Source organism: Elioraea sp., from assembly GCF_022842375.1.
GTDB lineage: Bacteria > Pseudomonadota > Alphaproteobacteria > Acetobacterales > Acetobacteraceae > Elioraea_A.
Map to the genome: position 1 here is coordinate 61,649 of NZ_JALHPR010000006.1, position 13,995 is coordinate 75,643.

The 13,995-nt window shown below is 70.0% G+C and carries 18 protein-coding genes; 13 read left to right on the forward strand and 5 right to left on the reverse strand.

The window, feature by feature from the left end:
• Nucleotides 1-51: 51 nt before the first annotated feature.
• The gene (purB, locus tag Q0C38_RS07430; RefSeq protein ID WP_291296438.1) at nucleotides 52-1,419 is read left to right on the forward strand and encodes an adenylosuccinate lyase; all 1,368 of its coding nucleotides are present in this window, start codon (nucleotides 52-54) and stop codon (nucleotides 1,417-1,419) included.
• A 6-nt stretch (nucleotides 1,420-1,425) separates the two neighbouring features.
• Here purB and Q0C38_RS07435 read toward each other — a convergent pair whose 3' ends face one another.
• Nucleotides 1,426-1,764, reverse strand: coding sequence for a DUF1476 domain-containing protein (locus tag Q0C38_RS07435; RefSeq protein WP_291296439.1), 339 nt, complete (start codon nucleotides 1,762-1,764; stop codon nucleotides 1,426-1,428).
• A gap of 62 nt (nucleotides 1,765-1,826) precedes the next feature.
• Here Q0C38_RS07435 and Q0C38_RS07440 point away from each other — a divergent pair, with 62 nt between their 5' ends.
• The 7 genes from Q0C38_RS07440 (at nucleotide 1,827) to Q0C38_RS07470 (ending at nucleotide 6,081) form a co-directional block, all read left to right on the forward strand.
• Nucleotides 1,827-2,585 carry an NRDE family protein gene (locus Q0C38_RS07440; RefSeq protein ID WP_291296440.1) on the forward strand — a complete coding sequence of 253 codons (759 nt, stop codon included), beginning with the start codon at nucleotides 1,827-1,829 and terminating at the stop codon, nucleotides 2,583-2,585.
• Nucleotides 2,586-2,589: 4 nt separating this feature from the next.
• Nucleotides 2,590-3,048, forward strand: coding sequence for an anti-virulence regulator CigR family protein (locus Q0C38_RS07445; protein ID WP_291296441.1), 459 nt, complete (start codon nucleotides 2,590-2,592; stop codon nucleotides 3,046-3,048).
• 134 nt (nucleotides 3,049-3,182) lie between these two features.
• Entirely contained in the window at nucleotides 3,183-3,947 is a 765-nt protein-coding gene (gene purC, locus Q0C38_RS07450) for a phosphoribosylaminoimidazolesuccinocarboxamide synthase (protein WP_291296442.1), read from the forward strand.
• Between the two features lie 121 nt (nucleotides 3,948-4,068).
• Nucleotides 4,069-4,308, forward strand: a complete 240-nt coding sequence (gene purS, locus Q0C38_RS07455) for a phosphoribosylformylglycinamidine synthase subunit PurS (protein WP_291296443.1) — start codon at nucleotides 4,069-4,071, stop codon at nucleotides 4,306-4,308.
• Between the two features lie 9 nt (nucleotides 4,309-4,317).
• Nucleotides 4,318-4,527, forward strand: a complete 210-nt coding sequence (locus tag Q0C38_RS07460) for a hypothetical protein (RefSeq protein WP_291296444.1) — start codon at nucleotides 4,318-4,320, stop codon at nucleotides 4,525-4,527.
• A 7-nt stretch (nucleotides 4,528-4,534) separates the two neighbouring features.
• Entirely contained in the window at nucleotides 4,535-5,224 is a 690-nt protein-coding gene (gene purQ, locus Q0C38_RS07465) for a phosphoribosylformylglycinamidine synthase subunit PurQ (RefSeq protein ID WP_291296445.1), read from the forward strand.
• A gap of 164 nt (nucleotides 5,225-5,388) precedes the next feature.
• Complete coding sequence (locus Q0C38_RS07470) at nucleotides 5,389-6,081, forward strand: PEP-CTERM sorting domain-containing protein (protein WP_291296446.1); 693 nt, start codon at nucleotides 5,389-5,391, stop codon at nucleotides 6,079-6,081.
• A 50-nt stretch (nucleotides 6,082-6,131) separates the two neighbouring features.
• On the opposite strand, the gene ppk2 is transcribed toward Q0C38_RS07470, so the two are convergent.
• The gene (ppk2, locus tag Q0C38_RS07475) at nucleotides 6,132-7,088 is read right to left on the reverse strand and encodes a polyphosphate kinase 2 (RefSeq protein WP_291296447.1); all 957 of its coding nucleotides are present in this window, start codon (nucleotides 7,086-7,088) and stop codon (nucleotides 6,132-6,134) included.
• Nucleotides 7,089-7,185: 97 nt separating this feature from the next.
• Nucleotides 7,186-7,917, reverse strand: coding sequence for a DNA alkylation repair protein (locus Q0C38_RS07480; protein WP_291296448.1), 732 nt, complete (start codon nucleotides 7,915-7,917; stop codon nucleotides 7,186-7,188).
• Nucleotides 7,918-8,055: 138 nt separating this feature from the next.
• On the opposite strand from Q0C38_RS07480, the gene Q0C38_RS07485 reads away from it, so the two are divergent.
• From Q0C38_RS07485 to Q0C38_RS07505, 5 genes are all read left to right on the forward strand, one after another.
• Nucleotides 8,056-8,904: a hypothetical protein gene (locus Q0C38_RS07485; RefSeq protein WP_291296449.1), complete on the forward strand. Its 849-nt coding sequence runs from the start codon at nucleotides 8,056-8,058 to the stop codon at nucleotides 8,902-8,904.
• Between the two features lie 66 nt (nucleotides 8,905-8,970).
• The gene (gene purL, locus Q0C38_RS07490; protein WP_291296450.1) at nucleotides 8,971-11,193 is read left to right on the forward strand and encodes a phosphoribosylformylglycinamidine synthase subunit PurL; all 2,223 of its coding nucleotides are present in this window, start codon (nucleotides 8,971-8,973) and stop codon (nucleotides 11,191-11,193) included.
• Nucleotides 11,194-11,210: 17 nt separating this feature from the next.
• A complete protein-coding gene (locus Q0C38_RS07495; protein WP_291296451.1) occupies nucleotides 11,211-11,447 on the forward strand; it encodes a BolA family protein in 237 nt (78 codons plus the stop codon).
• Nucleotides 11,448-11,479: 32 nt separating this feature from the next.
• Entirely contained in the window at nucleotides 11,480-11,821 is a 342-nt protein-coding gene (gene grxD, locus Q0C38_RS07500; protein ID WP_291296452.1) for a Grx4 family monothiol glutaredoxin, read from the forward strand.
• Between the two features lie 101 nt (nucleotides 11,822-11,922).
• Nucleotides 11,923-12,864, forward strand: a complete 942-nt coding sequence (locus Q0C38_RS07505) for a glycosyltransferase family 2 protein (protein ID WP_291296453.1) — start codon at nucleotides 11,923-11,925, stop codon at nucleotides 12,862-12,864.
• A 22-nt stretch (nucleotides 12,865-12,886) separates the two neighbouring features.
• Here the strand turns inward: Q0C38_RS07505 and Q0C38_RS07510 are convergent, their stop codons facing one another.
• Together Q0C38_RS07510 and Q0C38_RS07515 are read right to left on the reverse strand one after the other, a co-directional pair.
• A complete protein-coding gene (locus tag Q0C38_RS07510) occupies nucleotides 12,887-13,177 on the reverse strand; it encodes a hypothetical protein (RefSeq protein WP_291296454.1) in 291 nt (96 codons plus the stop codon).
• Nucleotides 13,178-13,280: 103 nt separating this feature from the next.
• On the reverse strand, nucleotides 13,281-13,925 hold the full coding sequence (locus Q0C38_RS07515; RefSeq protein ID WP_291296455.1) for a hypothetical protein: 645 nt from the start codon (nucleotides 13,923-13,925) through the stop codon (nucleotides 13,281-13,283).
• Between the last annotated feature and the right edge of the window lie 70 nt (nucleotides 13,926-13,995).

The following is a 13,995-nucleotide window of genomic DNA, read 5'->3' on the forward strand; positions in this document are numbered from 1 at the left end:
GTCAACCCGCGCCGGGCGGCGCACAGAGGCGCCGAAACGACGAGGACGCCGATGATCCCACGCTACTCACGCCCCGCCATGGCCGCGATCTGGTCACCGGCCAACCGCTACCGGATCTGGTTCGAGATCGAGGCTCTCGTGGCCGAACGCCAGGGCCAGATGGGCCAGATTCCGGCCGAAGCCGCGCGCATCATCCGCGAGAAGGGCGCACCCGTGATCGCCGCGATCTCGGAGGCCGACATTGCCCGGATTGATGCGATCGAGGCGGAGGTCCGCCATGACGTGATTGCATTCCTCACCTGGCTCGGCGAAGGCATCGGGCCGGAGGCGCGGTTCATGCACCAGGGGCTGACCAGCTCCGACGTGCTCGACACCACCCTCGCCGTCCAGTTCACCGAGGCGCTCGACCTGATCGACCAGGGGCTCGCGCGGGTCTGCGATGCGCTGAAGGCGCGCGCGCTCGAACATCGCCACACCGTCACGATCGGGCGAAGCCACGGCATCCACGCGGAGCCGACCAGCTTCGGCCTCAAGCTCGCAGGGCACTGGGCCGAGTTCGCGCGCGGCCGCCGGCGCCTCGCCCAGGCGCGGCGCGAGATCGCCACCTGCGCCATCTCCGGTGCCATCGGCACCTTCGCGCATGTCGATCCCTCGATCGAGGCCTTCGTCGCGGCCCGACTCGGCCTGGCCGTCGAGCCGGTCTCGACGCAGGTGATCCCGCGTGATCGTCACGCGATGGTGTTCGCGGTGTTGGCCGTCATTGCCGCGGCGGTCGAGCGGCTGGCCACCGAGGTGCGGCACCTGCAGCGGTCGGAGGTGCGGGAGGCGGAGGAGTTCTTCCACCCGGGCCAGAAGGGCTCGTCGGCGATGCCGCACAAGCGCAACCCGGTGCTGTCGGAGAACCTCACGGGCCTCGCACGGCTGGTGCGCGGCATGGTGGTGCCGGCACTCGAGAACGTCACGCTCTGGCACGAGCGCGACATCTCGCATTCATCGGTCGAGCGGGTGATCGGCCCGGACGCCACGATCGCGCTCGACTTCGCGCTGCAACGCCTCGGCGGCATGATCGAGAAGCTGTTGATCTACCCTGAGCGGATGGCAGCGAATGTCGAAGCGCTCGGCGGCGTCGTGCACTCGGGCGAAGTGCTGCTGGCGCTCACCCAGGCCGGCATGACGCGCGAGGCGGCCTATGCGGCCGTGCAGCGCAACGCGATGGCTGCGTGGACGCGCCTCGGCACGCCGGAGGGGCGGAGCTTCCGCGAGACCCTGCTCGCCGACCCCGCGGTGACGGCGCATCTCGACGCCGCGGCGATCGACCGGGCGATGGACCCGATGCTGCATCTCCGCCACGTCGATGCCACGCTTGCCCGCGTGTTCGGCGACGCCGAGCCTCAGCCCGGCGACGTCGACGGCGGCTGAGCCGCCTCAGGAGGACGAGCTCTCCGACGCGACCTGCTTGCGCGCGGCCATCAGGGCGGCGTCGTATTCCACCTTGAGGTCGCTCATGGTCGCTGTCTGCCCGGCGGCGGCAAGGTCGGCCGCGACCTTCTCGAGAACATCGTCATGGCCAGGCTTGGTGAAGTCGGCGGCGACGACGGTCTTGGCATAGGCTTCCGCATCAGGTCCCGCCTTGCCGAGCTTCGACGCCGCCCACAGGCCGAACAGCCGGTTGCGGCGCGCCTGGGCGCGGAACTCCTGCTCCTGGTCGAGCTTGTACTTCGCCTCGAAACCCTTTTCGCGATCAGCGAACGCATCGGTGCTCATCGGACTTTTCCCCCGCATGATGGGCTTTGCGTCATGCGCGCGGTGTAGCAGAACCGGACCCGATGTGCACATTGGTGATCTCCCGCGTCCCCGGCGCTCCCTGGCCCACGGTGATCGCCGCGAATCGCGACGAGATGCTCGACCGCCCGTGGGACCCGCCGGCGGCGCATTGGCCCACCCATCCCGGCAGCGTCGGCGGGCGTGACAGGCTCGCTGGCGGCACCTGGATGGCGATGGCCGGCGGCATGGTCGCCGCGGTGCTGAACCGCCCGGGCTCTCTGGGACCGGCCGCAGGCTTCCGCTCGCGCGGCGAGCTGCCGCTCGCCGCCCTCGGGCATGCCACGGCCGGGGCGGCCGCAGCGGCCCTCGATGGGCAGGACGGCAGCGCCTGGCGCCCCTTCAACCTCGTGGTCGCCGATGCAGCCTCAGCCTGGCTGCTTGTGGGCGACGGCCCCGGCCCGATCGCCGCCACCGCCCTGCCGGAGGGGGTGGCGATGATCACCGCTGTCGGGCATGACGAGGGCGAGACGGCGCGGGCGCGCCTGCACCTGCCCCGGTTCCGGGCCGCCCCCCACCCCTCGCCAGCGACCGCAGATGCCTGGGCAGCGCTGCTCTCCGCCACCGACGCCGAGCCTGGCGCGGGGCCGCGCGGCGTCCTCGCCGTGCTGCCGGACCGCGGCTACGGAACCGTCTCGGCGAGCCTCGTCTTCCTGCCGGCGGGCGACGGGGCGCCGCTGTGGCTGTTCGCGCCGGGCCCGGCGGGGCGAGCGCGGCTCGCGCCCGTCGCGCTTGCGCGTGCGGGGGTTTCGGCGCAACCCTAGCCGCATGCGCGCTCCAGCCCGCCGTGCCGTGCTTGCGGCCTTTCTCGCCACCCTGTCCTGGCGCGCCCAGGCGCAGGGCCAGGGGCAAGGACAAGGCCAGCGGCAGAACCAGAACCAGGGTCCAAGCCAGGGCCAAGGTCAGGGCCAAGCGCCGAACCAGGGTCGCGGCGGGGCGCAGGTTCCCACGACCTTCAGCACGACCGAACAGGCGCGCATCACCGCCTGGCTCGCGGCCAATGCGGGCTCGCTCCAGCCGCTGCCGCCCGGCATCGCGCGGAACCTGGCACGCGGCAAGCCGCTCCCGCCCGGCATCGCGCGCCGCGCCGCGCCGCAGACCCTGCTGTCGCAGCTCATCCTCCGGCCGGGCTACGAGGTCCTGGTCATCGGCACCGCGGTGGTGCTCGCCCAGGTGGGCAACCAGCTGGTGCAGGACCTCGTCGAGGGCGCCGGCCGCGGCCGGTGAGCTTCCGGCCACGCACATCGGCCCCGACACCGTGCGCCGGTGGCAGCGACCGCCCTGCGTGCTATACCCCCGACCAAGATTTGGACCGACGATGGGACCGTCCCCGCGCCGGCGGGAGAAGGAGTGTTTCCGACATGGCGCGCCGCAGGCAGCTCTACGAAGGCAAGGCCAAGATCCTGTTCGAGGGGCCGGAACCCGGCACGCTCGTGCAGTACTTCAAGGACGACGCCACCGCGTTCAACGCCCAGAAGAAGGGCGTGATCACGGGCAAGGGCGTGCTGAACAACCGCATCAGCGAGTTCATCATGATGCGGCTGGCCGAGATCGGGGTGCCGACGCACTTCGTTCGCCGCCTGAACATGCGCGAACAGCTCATCCGCGAGGTCGAGATCATCCCGCTCGAGGTGGTGATCCGCAACGTCGCGGCCGGCTCCATGTCCACCCGCCTCGGCATTCCCGAGGGCACCGCTCTGCCGCGCTCGATCATCGAGTACTACTACAAGAACGACCAGCTCGGTGACCCGATGGTGGCGGAGGAGCACATCACCGCCTTCGGCTGGGCCTCGGTGCAGGACCTTGACGACATCATGGCGCTGGCGCTGCGCGTGAACGACTTCCTCACCGGGCTTTTCCTCGGCGTCGGTATCCGGCTGGTCGACTTCAAGCTGGAGTTCGGCCGGCTCTGGGAGAACGAGGAGATGCGCATCGTGCTCGCCGACGAGATCTCCCCCGATTCGTGCCGACTGTGGGACACCAAGACGAACGAGAAGCTCGACAAGGACCGCTTCCGCCGCGACCTGGGCAAGGTCGAGGAGGCCTACCAGGAGGTCGCGCGACGCCTGGGCATCCTCCCCGAGGCCGGCACCCGCGACATGAAGGGCCCGGAGACGATGCAGTGACGGTTGGGATCATGATGACGCCTGTCCGGCCGGCGCAGCCGGCCAAGGTGCCGAACGGCGCCCGCCGCCCCTGCGGCGAGCCAAGCGGCCGGAGGCCGCGCCCGGCGCTTGAGGGCCTGTCATGAAGGCAAGGGTTACTGTCATGCCGAAGTCGGGCGTTCTCGATCCAGAGGGCCGCGCGATCGCCCACGCCCTCGGCTCGCTCGGCTTCGGCGGGGTGGAGGACGTGCGCGCGGGCAAGGTCATCGAGGTGACGCTGGCCGAGACCGACCCGGCGAAGGCGAAGGCGGCTGCCGAGGAAATGGCGCGGAAGCTGCTCGCCAACAGCGTGATCGAGAGCTTCCGCGTCGAGCTCGTCTGAGCCTCGCCGATGGTCAAGGCCTCCCTCGTCGTCTTCCTGGTTCTGACGGTGCTGATCGCCTGGGCGCTGAAGCGGCGGCAATCGGCGCCCTCTCCCACGGGCTACGTGGCGAAGAAGCGGGCCGCCATCAGGCTCTGGTTCGACGCGGCGGCGATTGCCGTCGGCATCACGCTGGTGACGCTCGCGGCCATGCACTGGCTGAGGCTGGGGTCGTTGTGAGGATATGATGAAGGCAGGGATCGTCGTCTTTCCCGGAACGAACCGGGAGCGTGACATGGCCATCGCGCTCGAACGCGCGACGGGGGCCAAGCCCGCGATGCTCTGGCACCGCGACGCCGAGCTTCCCGCGGGGCTCGACCTCGTGGTGCTGCCCGGCGGGTTCAGCCATGGCGACTATCTGCGCACCGGTGCCATGGCCGCGCACAGCCCGATCATGCGCGCGGTCGCTGCCCATGCCGGCCGCGGCGGGCTGACGCTCGGTGTCTGCAACGGGTTCCAGATCCTGTGCGAGGCAGGGCTGCTGCCAGGCGCGCTGCTGCGGAACGCGACGCTGCGCTTCCTCTCGATGGACTGCCTGATGCGCGTCGAGCGCACCGACACGGCGTTCACCGCGCACTATCAGCGGGGCCAGGTGATCCGCGCCCCGATGGCGCATGGTGACGGGAACTACGTCGCCGACGAGGGCGTTCTCGACAGGCTCGAGGGCGAGGGGCTGGTGGCGTTCCGCTACGTCAACGCGCGTGGTGAGGCGGCGCGCGAGGCGGCGCTGAACGGGGCCGCGCGCAACATCGCCGGCATCTTCTCCGGGAACCGTCGCATCCTCGGCCTGATGCCGCATCCGGAGGACCTGGTCGACCCCCTGATGGGCGGGACCGATGGGCTGCCCCTGTTCGAGAGCCTCGCCGCCGCGGCGTGAGGGCGTTCCCCACCTGTCGTAAGGCTTGACAGGTGTATGCAGCAGCACATCCACACGCGACCCCAAGGGCCTGATCCGGCATATTTCCGGCACCTCGGCACGATCCCTGCTGCAACGTTCCGGGCAGCGGATTTGCCGTTGCTCACAGGGGATGGGACGACAGGATGAGACGCATTCTTCTGGCCGCGACGGCGGCCATCGCGATCGGCGCGGCGGGCAGCGCCGAAGCCGCCTACAAGTTCACGGTGCAGACCGCGAACCAGGCTGGCGTGCAGTTCCAGGCGACGAACACCGCGCCTGGCTTCAACAGCGCCGGCGCGATCACCGCGACCTTCGACTACACCGGGCCGCTCAGCTTCAACCTCGGCCCGCCGCAGAACAACAGCAGCGCCGGCGACCTGAACTCGACCTTCTTCGGCGCCAACGCGGCCGGCATCTCCAATTATGTCGGCGCCGGCTCGCTGCCCGGCCCGGCCAACGCGAACTTCAACTCGCTCGCGCAGTTCCTCGCCTCGAGCGGCAGCGCGTCGGGCTACCAGTACGGCTCGCTCTACAAGATCGAGCTTGGCAACCTCGCCGCCGGCACGATCCTGACGATCAAGCACGATGACGGCGTCAGCGTCTTCCAGGGTGCGACCCGCATCGGCACGACCACGGCCGGCCCGACGACGGCGATCACCGAGGTCGTGACGCTCGCGAGCGGCAGCGACACCGTTCTCTACTACGGCCGCCAGAACGGCTCGCCGTCGGTGCTGACGGTGGAGATCACCGCGGTGCCGGAGCCTGCGACGATGGCGCTGCTCGGTGCCGGCCTGCTCGGCCTCGGCTTCGCGGCACGGCGCCGCAAGCCTCTCTGATCGGATGCCGCGGCGGCGTCCGCGCGTAGACGCTCGCGCTGCCGATACGGTCATCCAGGCCCGCCCGGGGAAGCTTCCGGGCGGGCCTCATTTATTTTGGGCTCCCGCTCACCCACCGTGTCCGCAATCACCTTCCACGGATAATCCGGCTCCACGTAGTCGCCCGGCTTCTGCCGTTTCGGCAGGGCGACCTTCTCCCGCTTCGGCCCCTCGTAGGGGATGTGACGCAGGAGATGGCGGATGATGTTCAGCCGCGCGCGCTTCTTGTCGTCGGAATGCGCAACGTACCAGGGAGCCCAGGAGCTGTCGGTCGCCTTGAACATCGCGTCGCGGGCGCGCGAATACTCGTACCAGCGGCTGTAGCTCTTCAGGTCCATCGGCGTGAGCTTCCAGGTCTTGCGCCCGTCATGGATGCGCGCCTCGAGCCTGCGCGTCTGCTCCTCCATGCTGACCTCGAGCCAGTACTTGATCAGGATGATGCCACTCTCGACCATGGCCTTCTCGACGCCAGGCGCCATGGTCAGGAACTTCTCGACCTGCGCGTCGGCCGCGAACCCCATTACGCGTTCGACGCCGGCGCGGTTGTACCAGGAGCGGTCAAAGATCACGACCTCGCCGGCCGCCGGTAGATGTGGGATGTAGCGCTGCACATACATCTGCGATTTCTCGCGCTCCGTCGGCGCCGGCAGCGCGACGACGCGGAACACGCGCGGGCTCACCCGCTCGGTGATCGCCTTGATGGTGCCGCCCTTGCCGGCCCCGTCGCGGCCTTCGAAGATCACGCACACCTTGGCGCCGGTGTGCTGCACCCATTGCTGCAACTTCACGAGCTCGACATGCAGCTCGGCCAACGCGCGCTCGTAGGTCTTCCGCGAGAGCTTGCCGTCGGCCTTCGACGGTGATGCATTGCCGGCATCGGCCGCGACGACGGCACTGCCCGCTTCGACCGCACCTTGCGCCTGCGCCTTGCCGTTCCCGGGCTTGTCCTTCTTGTGCTTCTTCGCCAACGCGTTGCCCTTCCCTCGGATGTTCGATCAAGCATCGCCCCGGCCTGCCCGCGATGCCTTGATCTGCATCATGACGCGGGCGTGACACCGCGCGCCATCAGCGCAGGTTGCGCAGCCCTCGCGCAAGGATGCGCGCGGTGTTCGGATCGGTCCGGCCCCAGCGCCCGGCAAGCGCGTTGACCCACGCGGCGTTGTCCTTCCCCGCATCGTTGATCCAGTTGCCGACGGAGAGTTGCACATACCGCGCCGGGTCTGCCCGCAGCGCATCGAGCAGCGGGAGCGCGGGCGACGGATCGCGCCGCAGGCCTGGGATGTGCGCGCACCACACGCCCCGCGGCCGCGTCGCCTCCGAGGCGAAGCGGCGGAGGTTCTCGCGCGGGCTTTCGGCGAACGGCATGAGACGTGCGAGCGCGGCGGGAAGCTCCGCGGCGAGTGCGGGGCGGATCGCCATCCACGCCCATTCGCGCACGCCGAAATGCGCATCGTCGGCGAAGGGGCGGATGGCCGCGAGGCACCGGTCGAGCGTGAGCGAGGCGTCGGCCATGGCCGCGAAGGCCGCCCAGCCGCGCACGGTGTCGGAGGGGTGATCGATTGGCGCGAGCCCGGCATCCGCCAGGATCGCCCCGCCGCGCTTCATGCGCGCAACGACGCCCTCGTCTGCGGCCGCACGCATCGCCGCCACCCCGCGCGCCTCGATGCCCGGCAACGTTCCGAGCAGAGCCGCGAAATCCACCACCAGCGCCTCGGCGAGTGTTGCCGACGCGACGGTTCCGGCATCGAGCGCTGCGCGGCGCGCGGGGTGAACATCGACGGGGCGGTTCGCGGCCATCGGGTGCTGGCTTACCACCATGCTCCTCCCGTCACGAGCCGCTGCTTGACTGGCCGTCGCATGTCATTGGCATTGTGCGGGGGGGGGGGGGGGGGTTAGAGTCATGCGTACTCAAGTCGATCGAAGGGCGTATTGTTCATGCTGTATCCGATCATCCGCTGCGCCGCGGCAAGCCTCGCACTGCTCGCCGCCTGCGCGCCGACGACGCTTCCCCCGCTCCACCTTCCCGCAAACGGCCCGGAGCGGCTCGCCCTGGATCAGCCTGTCGTGCCGATTGCGCAACCGGTCACGATCTCCGCCGGGTCCTGGGGCGGCTTCACGCGCACCTGCGCCCTGCAGACACGGACCCGCGTCACCCCCAGCCGGGGGTATCGGCCGCCGCCGGCCCGGCAGTGCGCGGAGGTGAGTACCGCTCGGCTTCCAAGTGGGCAGCAGCAGGTCTCGTTACTATTCGGCGAAAGGGGGGCGCCGCGCAGCTTCTCGCTCACCTTCGAACCCTCGGCGACCGAAGGCGTCCGAAATGCCGCGCTCGCCGGGCCCGGCATCGATGCGCGGCCAGGGTCGAGCCGCGTGGCGCTGGCGGCGGAAGCCCGGAGCAGCGCACAACCGCTCGTGTGGTCACCCGCTGGTCGCTTCGCGCAGAGTCAGTCGGTGACGCGCGCTTGGCCGTTGATCGATTCGGAGACGACGCCCGACCCTGCTTCCATGTCACTGACGTGCACGGTCGCTGGGGCTTCAGCGGCGTCCTCCCGTCCTGTGCTCGTGTTCGAATGCAGGGGCGAAACGCCGCTCACCTTGACCGACCCGGACGGGACCGTTCGCCGCGGCGAGGCGCGCGAGAACCATTGGCTCGCCGTCGATCCGACGACGGCAGCGATCCTGCGCCGGGTGCAACTGAGCATGGTCGAAGGCACAGTCTCCGGCCCCGGGATCAACGGCGTGATGCCCTTCCGCCAGACCATCGAGGTCCTGGCGCGCATCGACTGACCCTCCCCGCTTGACGCCGCGCCCGCGCCGTGGCCCCTCACGCCGGCAGAGACGGAGAGCGCCAGCGTGACCACAGCCCCGACGCCACATGAAACCCTCGCACGTGACCGCGCCGCCAAGCTCGCGGCCGAGTTCGGGCTGAAGCCGGACGAGTTCGAGCGCGTTCTCGCCATCCTCGGGCGCGAACCCAGCCTCACCGAACTGGGCATCTTCTCCGTGATGTGGTCGGAGCACTGCTCCTACAAATCCTCCCGCGTCTGGCTGAAGGAACTGCCGACCACCGCGCCGTGGGTGATCCACGGGCCAGGCGAAAACGCGGGCGTGATTGCGATCGGCGATGGGCTGGCTGCCATCTTCAAGATGGAAAGCCACAACCACCCCTCCTTCATCGAGCCGTACCAGGGGGCCGCCACAGGCGTCGGCGGCATCCTGCGTGACGTGTTCACGATGGGCGCGCGGCCCGTCGCCAATCTCAACGCGCTCCGCTTCGGCAACCCGGCGAACCCACGCACGCGGCGCATCCTCGATGGCGTGGTGCGCGGCATCGGCGGCTACGGCAACTGCGTCGGCGTTCCGACCGTCGGCGGCGAGGTGAACTTCCACCCGGCCTATGACGGCAACCCGCTGGTCAACGCGATGACCGTGGGCATAGCGCCGGCCGATCGCATCTTCCTCTCGGCTGCCGCGGGCGTCGGCAACCAGGTGGTCTATGTCGGGTCGAAAACGGGGCGTGACGGCATCCATGGTGCGACCATGGCGTCGGCCGAGTTCGCGGCGGATGAGGGCGACGAGAAGCGCCCCACCGTGCAGGTCGGCGACCCGTTCACCGAAAAGCTGCTGATCGAGGCCTGCCTCGAGCTGATGGCCACCGACGCGATCGTCGCGATCCAGGACATGGGGGCTGCCGGCCTCACCTCCTCCTCCGTCGAGATGGCGGGCAAGGGTGGTGTGGGCATCGTGCTGGAGCTCGACACCGTTCCCCAGCGCGAGACGGGGATGACGGCCTACGAGATGATGCTGTCGGAAAGCCAGGAGCGGATGCTGCTCATCCTCCGCCCCGGTGCGGAGGACCTGGCGCGCGCGATCTTCGAGAAGTGGGAGCTCGACTTCGCCGTCGTCGGCCACCTGACCGACACGGGCATGATCGAGGTGCGCCACCAGGGGCGGACCGAGGCGATCATCCCGCTGGCCCCGCTGTCCGACCAGGCCCCCCTCTACCGCCGCCCGACGGAGGAGACGCCGAAGCAAGCCCTGCTCGACGCCGCGTCGATCCCCGACCCGGTCGGCCTCGGCGCCGCGCTCGAAGCGCTGGTCGCCTCGCCCGACCTCGCCTCGCGCGCGTGGATCTGGGACCAGTACGACAGCACCGTCGGCGGGCAGACGGTGAAGCGCCCCGGCGGGGCTGATGCCGCCGTGGTGAAGCTCGAAGGCCTGAAGCGAGCACTCGCCATCACGACCGACTGCACCCCCCGCTACTGCCTGGCCGACCCTGAGCAGGGCGGAGCGCAGGCGGTGGCGGAGGCGTGGCGCAACCTCACGGCGGTGGGTGCGCGGCCGCTGGCCATCACCGACAACATGAACTTCGGCAATCCGGAACGGCCCCGCATCATGGGCCAGTTCGCCGGCTGCGTGCGCGGCATGGCGGCGGCCTGCCGCGCGCTCGACTTCCCGGTCGTGAGCGGCAACGTGAGCCTCTACAACGAGACGGATGGGCGCGCGATCCTGCCGACGCCTGCGATCGGCGGCGTGGGCGTGCTGGAGGATGCCGCCCAGGCCATCGGCCTCGCGCTCGCACCGGGCCTCGACCTCATCCTGGTCGGCGACACGGCCGGGCATCTCGGCCAGTCGCTCTGGCTCCGCGAGATCGCGGGGCGGGAGGACGGCGCGCCCCCGCCAGTCGACCTCGGCGCCGAGCGCCGGAATGGCGACCTGGTGCGCACTGCCATCCTGGCCGGCAGCGTCTCGGCCTGCCATGACGTGTCGGATGGCGGGCTGCTGGTCGCGGTGGCCGAGATGGCGATGGCGGGCGGCACGGGGGCGGTGCTGCTGCCGGCGCCCGCGGGCGTTGCCCCGCACGGCTTCTGGTTCGGCGAGGACCAGGCCCGCTACGTGCTCGCGGTTGCCGATGGTGCAGCCTTCCTCGCCCGGGCGGCGGTGGCCGGGGTTCCGGCACGGCAGATCGGGCGGACGGGCGGGCAGGAATTGACCTTGGCGGGTGCGTTCTCCATATCCGTCGAGAGGCTGCGCGCGGCGAATGCCGCCTGGCTGCCCACCTTGATGAGCGCGTAACGGGAGCGATCGGGACCATGGCAATGTCGGCCGGCGAGATCGAGGCCCTGATCAGGGCAACCCTGCCCGACGCGCAGGTGACGATCGAGGACCTGCGCGGCGACGGCGACCACTATGCAGCCACCGTCGTCTCGGCCGCGTTCAAGGGAAAGTCGCGCGTGCAGCAGCACCAGATGGTGTACGCCGCGCTGCAGGGCAGGATGGGCGGTGTTCTCCACGCCCTTGCGCTGCAGACCAGCGCGCCGCAAGACTGATCAACCGAAGCGTCCAAGCGAAGGGCCGACCGATGTCCAATCCCGCGTTCGACAGGATCAAGGCCGACGTCACCGAGAACCCGGTGGTGCTCTACATGAAGGGCACGCCGATGTTCCCCCAATGCGGCTTTTCCGCCCGCGTGGTGCAGATCCTCATGCACATGGGCGTGAAGTTCAAAGGCGTGAACGTGCTGGAGGACCCCGGCATCCGTGACGGGATCAAGCAGTTCACCAACTGGCCGACGATCCCCCAGCTCTACGTGAAGGGCGAGTTCGTCGGCGGCTGCGACATCGTGACCGAGATGTTCCAGTCGGGCGAGCTCGAGGGAATGATGGCCGAGAAGGGCGTCGAGCTGAAGCCGGCCGTGAGCTGAGGCTCCCGCGCTTGCACGACCGTGAGGGGGCGTCGGAGCGATCCGGCGCCCCTGCTGATTCTCGGGCTGATTCTCGGGCTGATTCCCGGGCTGATTCGCGGATGGCCGTCAGCGTCGTCATCCCAGCCTACAACGTCGTGTCCTACATCGGCGACACGCTCGCCTCCCTCGCGGCGCAGACCATGCCGGCCTGGGAAGCGATCGTGGTCGATGACGGCTCGCGCGATGGAACGGGCGAGGTCGTCACCGCCTTCGGCGATCCGCGCGTGCGCCTGGTCGCGCAGGCCAACGCGGGCGTCTCCGCCGCCCGCAACCGTGGGATGGCAGAGGCACGCGGCGACGCGCTGTGCTTCCTCGATGCCGATGACTGGCTTGCCCCCGACGCGCTCGCCCGCCTGCTCGCCGCGCTGGGCGAGGGCAGCGTCGCTGCCTACGGCGCCTACGCCTTCGTGGCGGAGGAGGCGCACCCGGGTGCGGCCCCGCTCTGGACGAAGGCGGGCCCCTTCCCCGAGGGCGACATCGTCGAGCGGCTGCTCGTGACGAACCTGTTCCACAATGGCGGGCACATGCTGATCCGCGCCGAGGCTGCGCGGGCGGCGGGCGGGTTCCTCCAGGGCGTGCGCTTCGGCGAGGACTGGGAGTACTGGCTACGCCTCGCCGTTGCCGGACGGTTCGCCGCCGTTCCGGGTGACGCCCCCCTCCTCTATGTCCGGCAGCGCTCCTCCGGCGCCTATCTCCGCATGGCGACCGACCCTGCGAGCTTCACCCCGGCCATGGACGCGATCTTCGCCAACCCCGCCCTGCTCGCCCGCTTCGGCGCGGAACGCCTTGCCGCGATCCGCCGGCGCACCGAGGCCGAGAATGCCTGGATCGTGGGCCGCGAGCTCGTCCGCCACGGCAGGGCTGCCGAGGGGCGGCGCTGGATGCGCGCCTCGCTGCTTGCCGCGCCAAGCGTCAAGCGCGCCGCCGTGCTTGCCGCCGCGCATGCGCTGCCGCTGCTGCCCCGCGCGCTGGTGCCGCAGCTTGGGCGCTACGGGGGCTGAACGGGCGCCGTCCTTGGGCGCGTCAGCCCACCCGTGGCGACCGGCGCAGCAGGCCGAGGGCCGCGAGCCCCAGCACGAACAGCCCCAGCCCCGCGGGTGCGGGCACTGCCGTGGGAGGGGGCGGCGGCGGAGGATCAATGCTGGGGACGGCCGTCACGGTGAGCGGCGGGTAGGTCGGGTTGTTGAAGTCCGGTGCGAAAATCCGGCTATCCCTCGCCAGGCCTCCGTTGATGCAGACGGCCTGAGCGGCGAAGCCGGTGACCCAGGTTTTCACGGCACTTGCGCCGATGCGGAGGACGGGCGTCGGCTCCACTGTCGAGATTCCTGGCACCGAGCCGTGCCGCACAGGCGAGTTGCCGCTGCTGCCGCGCGCGCTCGTTTCCAAGCCCGGCCGCTCAATGGGCTGAGGCTTCGGGTCAGTCCTTCTCGCGAAGCACGAAGACCCAGAAGCGCTGCGGATTCCAGTCGGTCTCCTTGGCCGCGAGGAAGGCGTCGATGTCCGCCCCGATGCCGGCGGCCGTCGGCGCAGGGCTCGAATAGACGCCGTGGTTCGGGTCGAAATAGCGGTGTCCCGAATAGGCCGTCGCGTGCCCCGTGCCGACGCCGTCCTTCGCGGGGCCAGAATAGGTATAGATGAAGGTGAGCTTCGGGTTGTTCACCTGGGCGAGGAAGGCGCCCGCCGTCATGCACTCTACGCTCTCGACGCTGACGCCGCCGAACTTCTTGCCCTTCCTGTCCTTGAACGTCACGCCCCAGCGGTTGATGTAGGTGAGGCCTTCCCAGACGCCTTCGGCGAGGAACTGCTCGAGCTTCGGCGTGTTCCACGGGATCTTCTGGTCGGCCGGTATCGTGCCGCCGCGCGTGGCATAGGCGTTGAATTTCTTGATCGTTTTCGACACGTTCAGGCCGTGGCTGTCGAGGGCGTACCTGAACTCCCCGCCCACGAGGTTCACGGCAGCCCACTTGAAGGCCAGCCGGAAGCAGACGCCGCCCTCGCCGCCCTTCTTCTTGGCGTAACGGTCCTGCGAATAGTTGAGTCCACCGAGCTTCTCGAGCGGCATCGCCCCTCCCCCGCGCCCACGGGCGCACCCTCGTGTGCCGACGCTAACGTCGGCTCTTCCAGGGTGGAAA

Bases quoted from the DNA above. Each gene is read 5' to 3' on its own strand.
- Q0C38_RS07470 (WP_291296446.1), top strand. From the start codon at position 5,389: ATGAGACGCATTCTTCTGGCCGCGACGGCGGCCATCGCGATCGGCGCG.
- Q0C38_RS07505 (WP_291296453.1), top strand. From the start codon at position 11,923: ATGGCCGTCAGCGTCGTCATCCCAGCCTACAACGTCGTGTCCTACATC.
- Q0C38_RS07445 (WP_291296441.1), top strand. From the start codon at position 2,590: ATGCGCGCTCCAGCCCGCCGTGCCGTGCTTGCGGCCTTTCTCGCCACC.
- purC (WP_291296442.1), top strand. From the start codon at position 3,183: ATGGCGCGCCGCAGGCAGCTCTACGAAGGCAAGGCCAAGATCCTGTTC.
- Q0C38_RS07460 (WP_291296444.1), top strand. From the start codon at position 4,318: ATGGTCAAGGCCTCCCTCGTCGTCTTCCTGGTTCTGACGGTGCTGATC.
- purQ (WP_291296445.1), top strand. From the start codon at position 4,535: ATGAAGGCAGGGATCGTCGTCTTTCCCGGAACGAACCGGGAGCGTGAC.
- Q0C38_RS07480 (WP_291296448.1), bottom strand. From the start codon at position 7,917: ATGGCCGCGAACCGCCCCGTCGATGTTCACCCCGCGCGCCGCGCAGCG.
- purB (WP_291296438.1), top strand. From the start codon at position 52: ATGATCCCACGCTACTCACGCCCCGCCATGGCCGCGATCTGGTCACCG.
- grxD (WP_291296452.1), top strand. From the start codon at position 11,480: ATGTCCAATCCCGCGTTCGACAGGATCAAGGCCGACGTCACCGAGAAC.
- Q0C38_RS07440 (WP_291296440.1), top strand. From the start codon at position 1,827: ATGTGCACATTGGTGATCTCCCGCGTCCCCGGCGCTCCCTGGCCCACG.
- Q0C38_RS07435 (WP_291296439.1), bottom strand. From the start codon at position 1,764: ATGAGCACCGATGCGTTCGCTGATCGCGAAAAGGGTTTCGAGGCGAAG.
- Q0C38_RS07515 (WP_291296455.1), bottom strand. From the start codon at position 13,925: ATGCCGCTCGAGAAGCTCGGTGGACTCAACTATTCGCAGGACCGTTAC.
- Q0C38_RS07485 (WP_291296449.1), top strand. From the start codon at position 8,056: ATGCTGTATCCGATCATCCGCTGCGCCGCGGCAAGCCTCGCACTGCTC.
- purS (WP_291296443.1), top strand. From the start codon at position 4,069: ATGAAGGCAAGGGTTACTGTCATGCCGAAGTCGGGCGTTCTCGATCCA.
- Q0C38_RS07495 (WP_291296451.1), top strand. From the start codon at position 11,211: ATGGCAATGTCGGCCGGCGAGATCGAGGCCCTGATCAGGGCAACCCTG.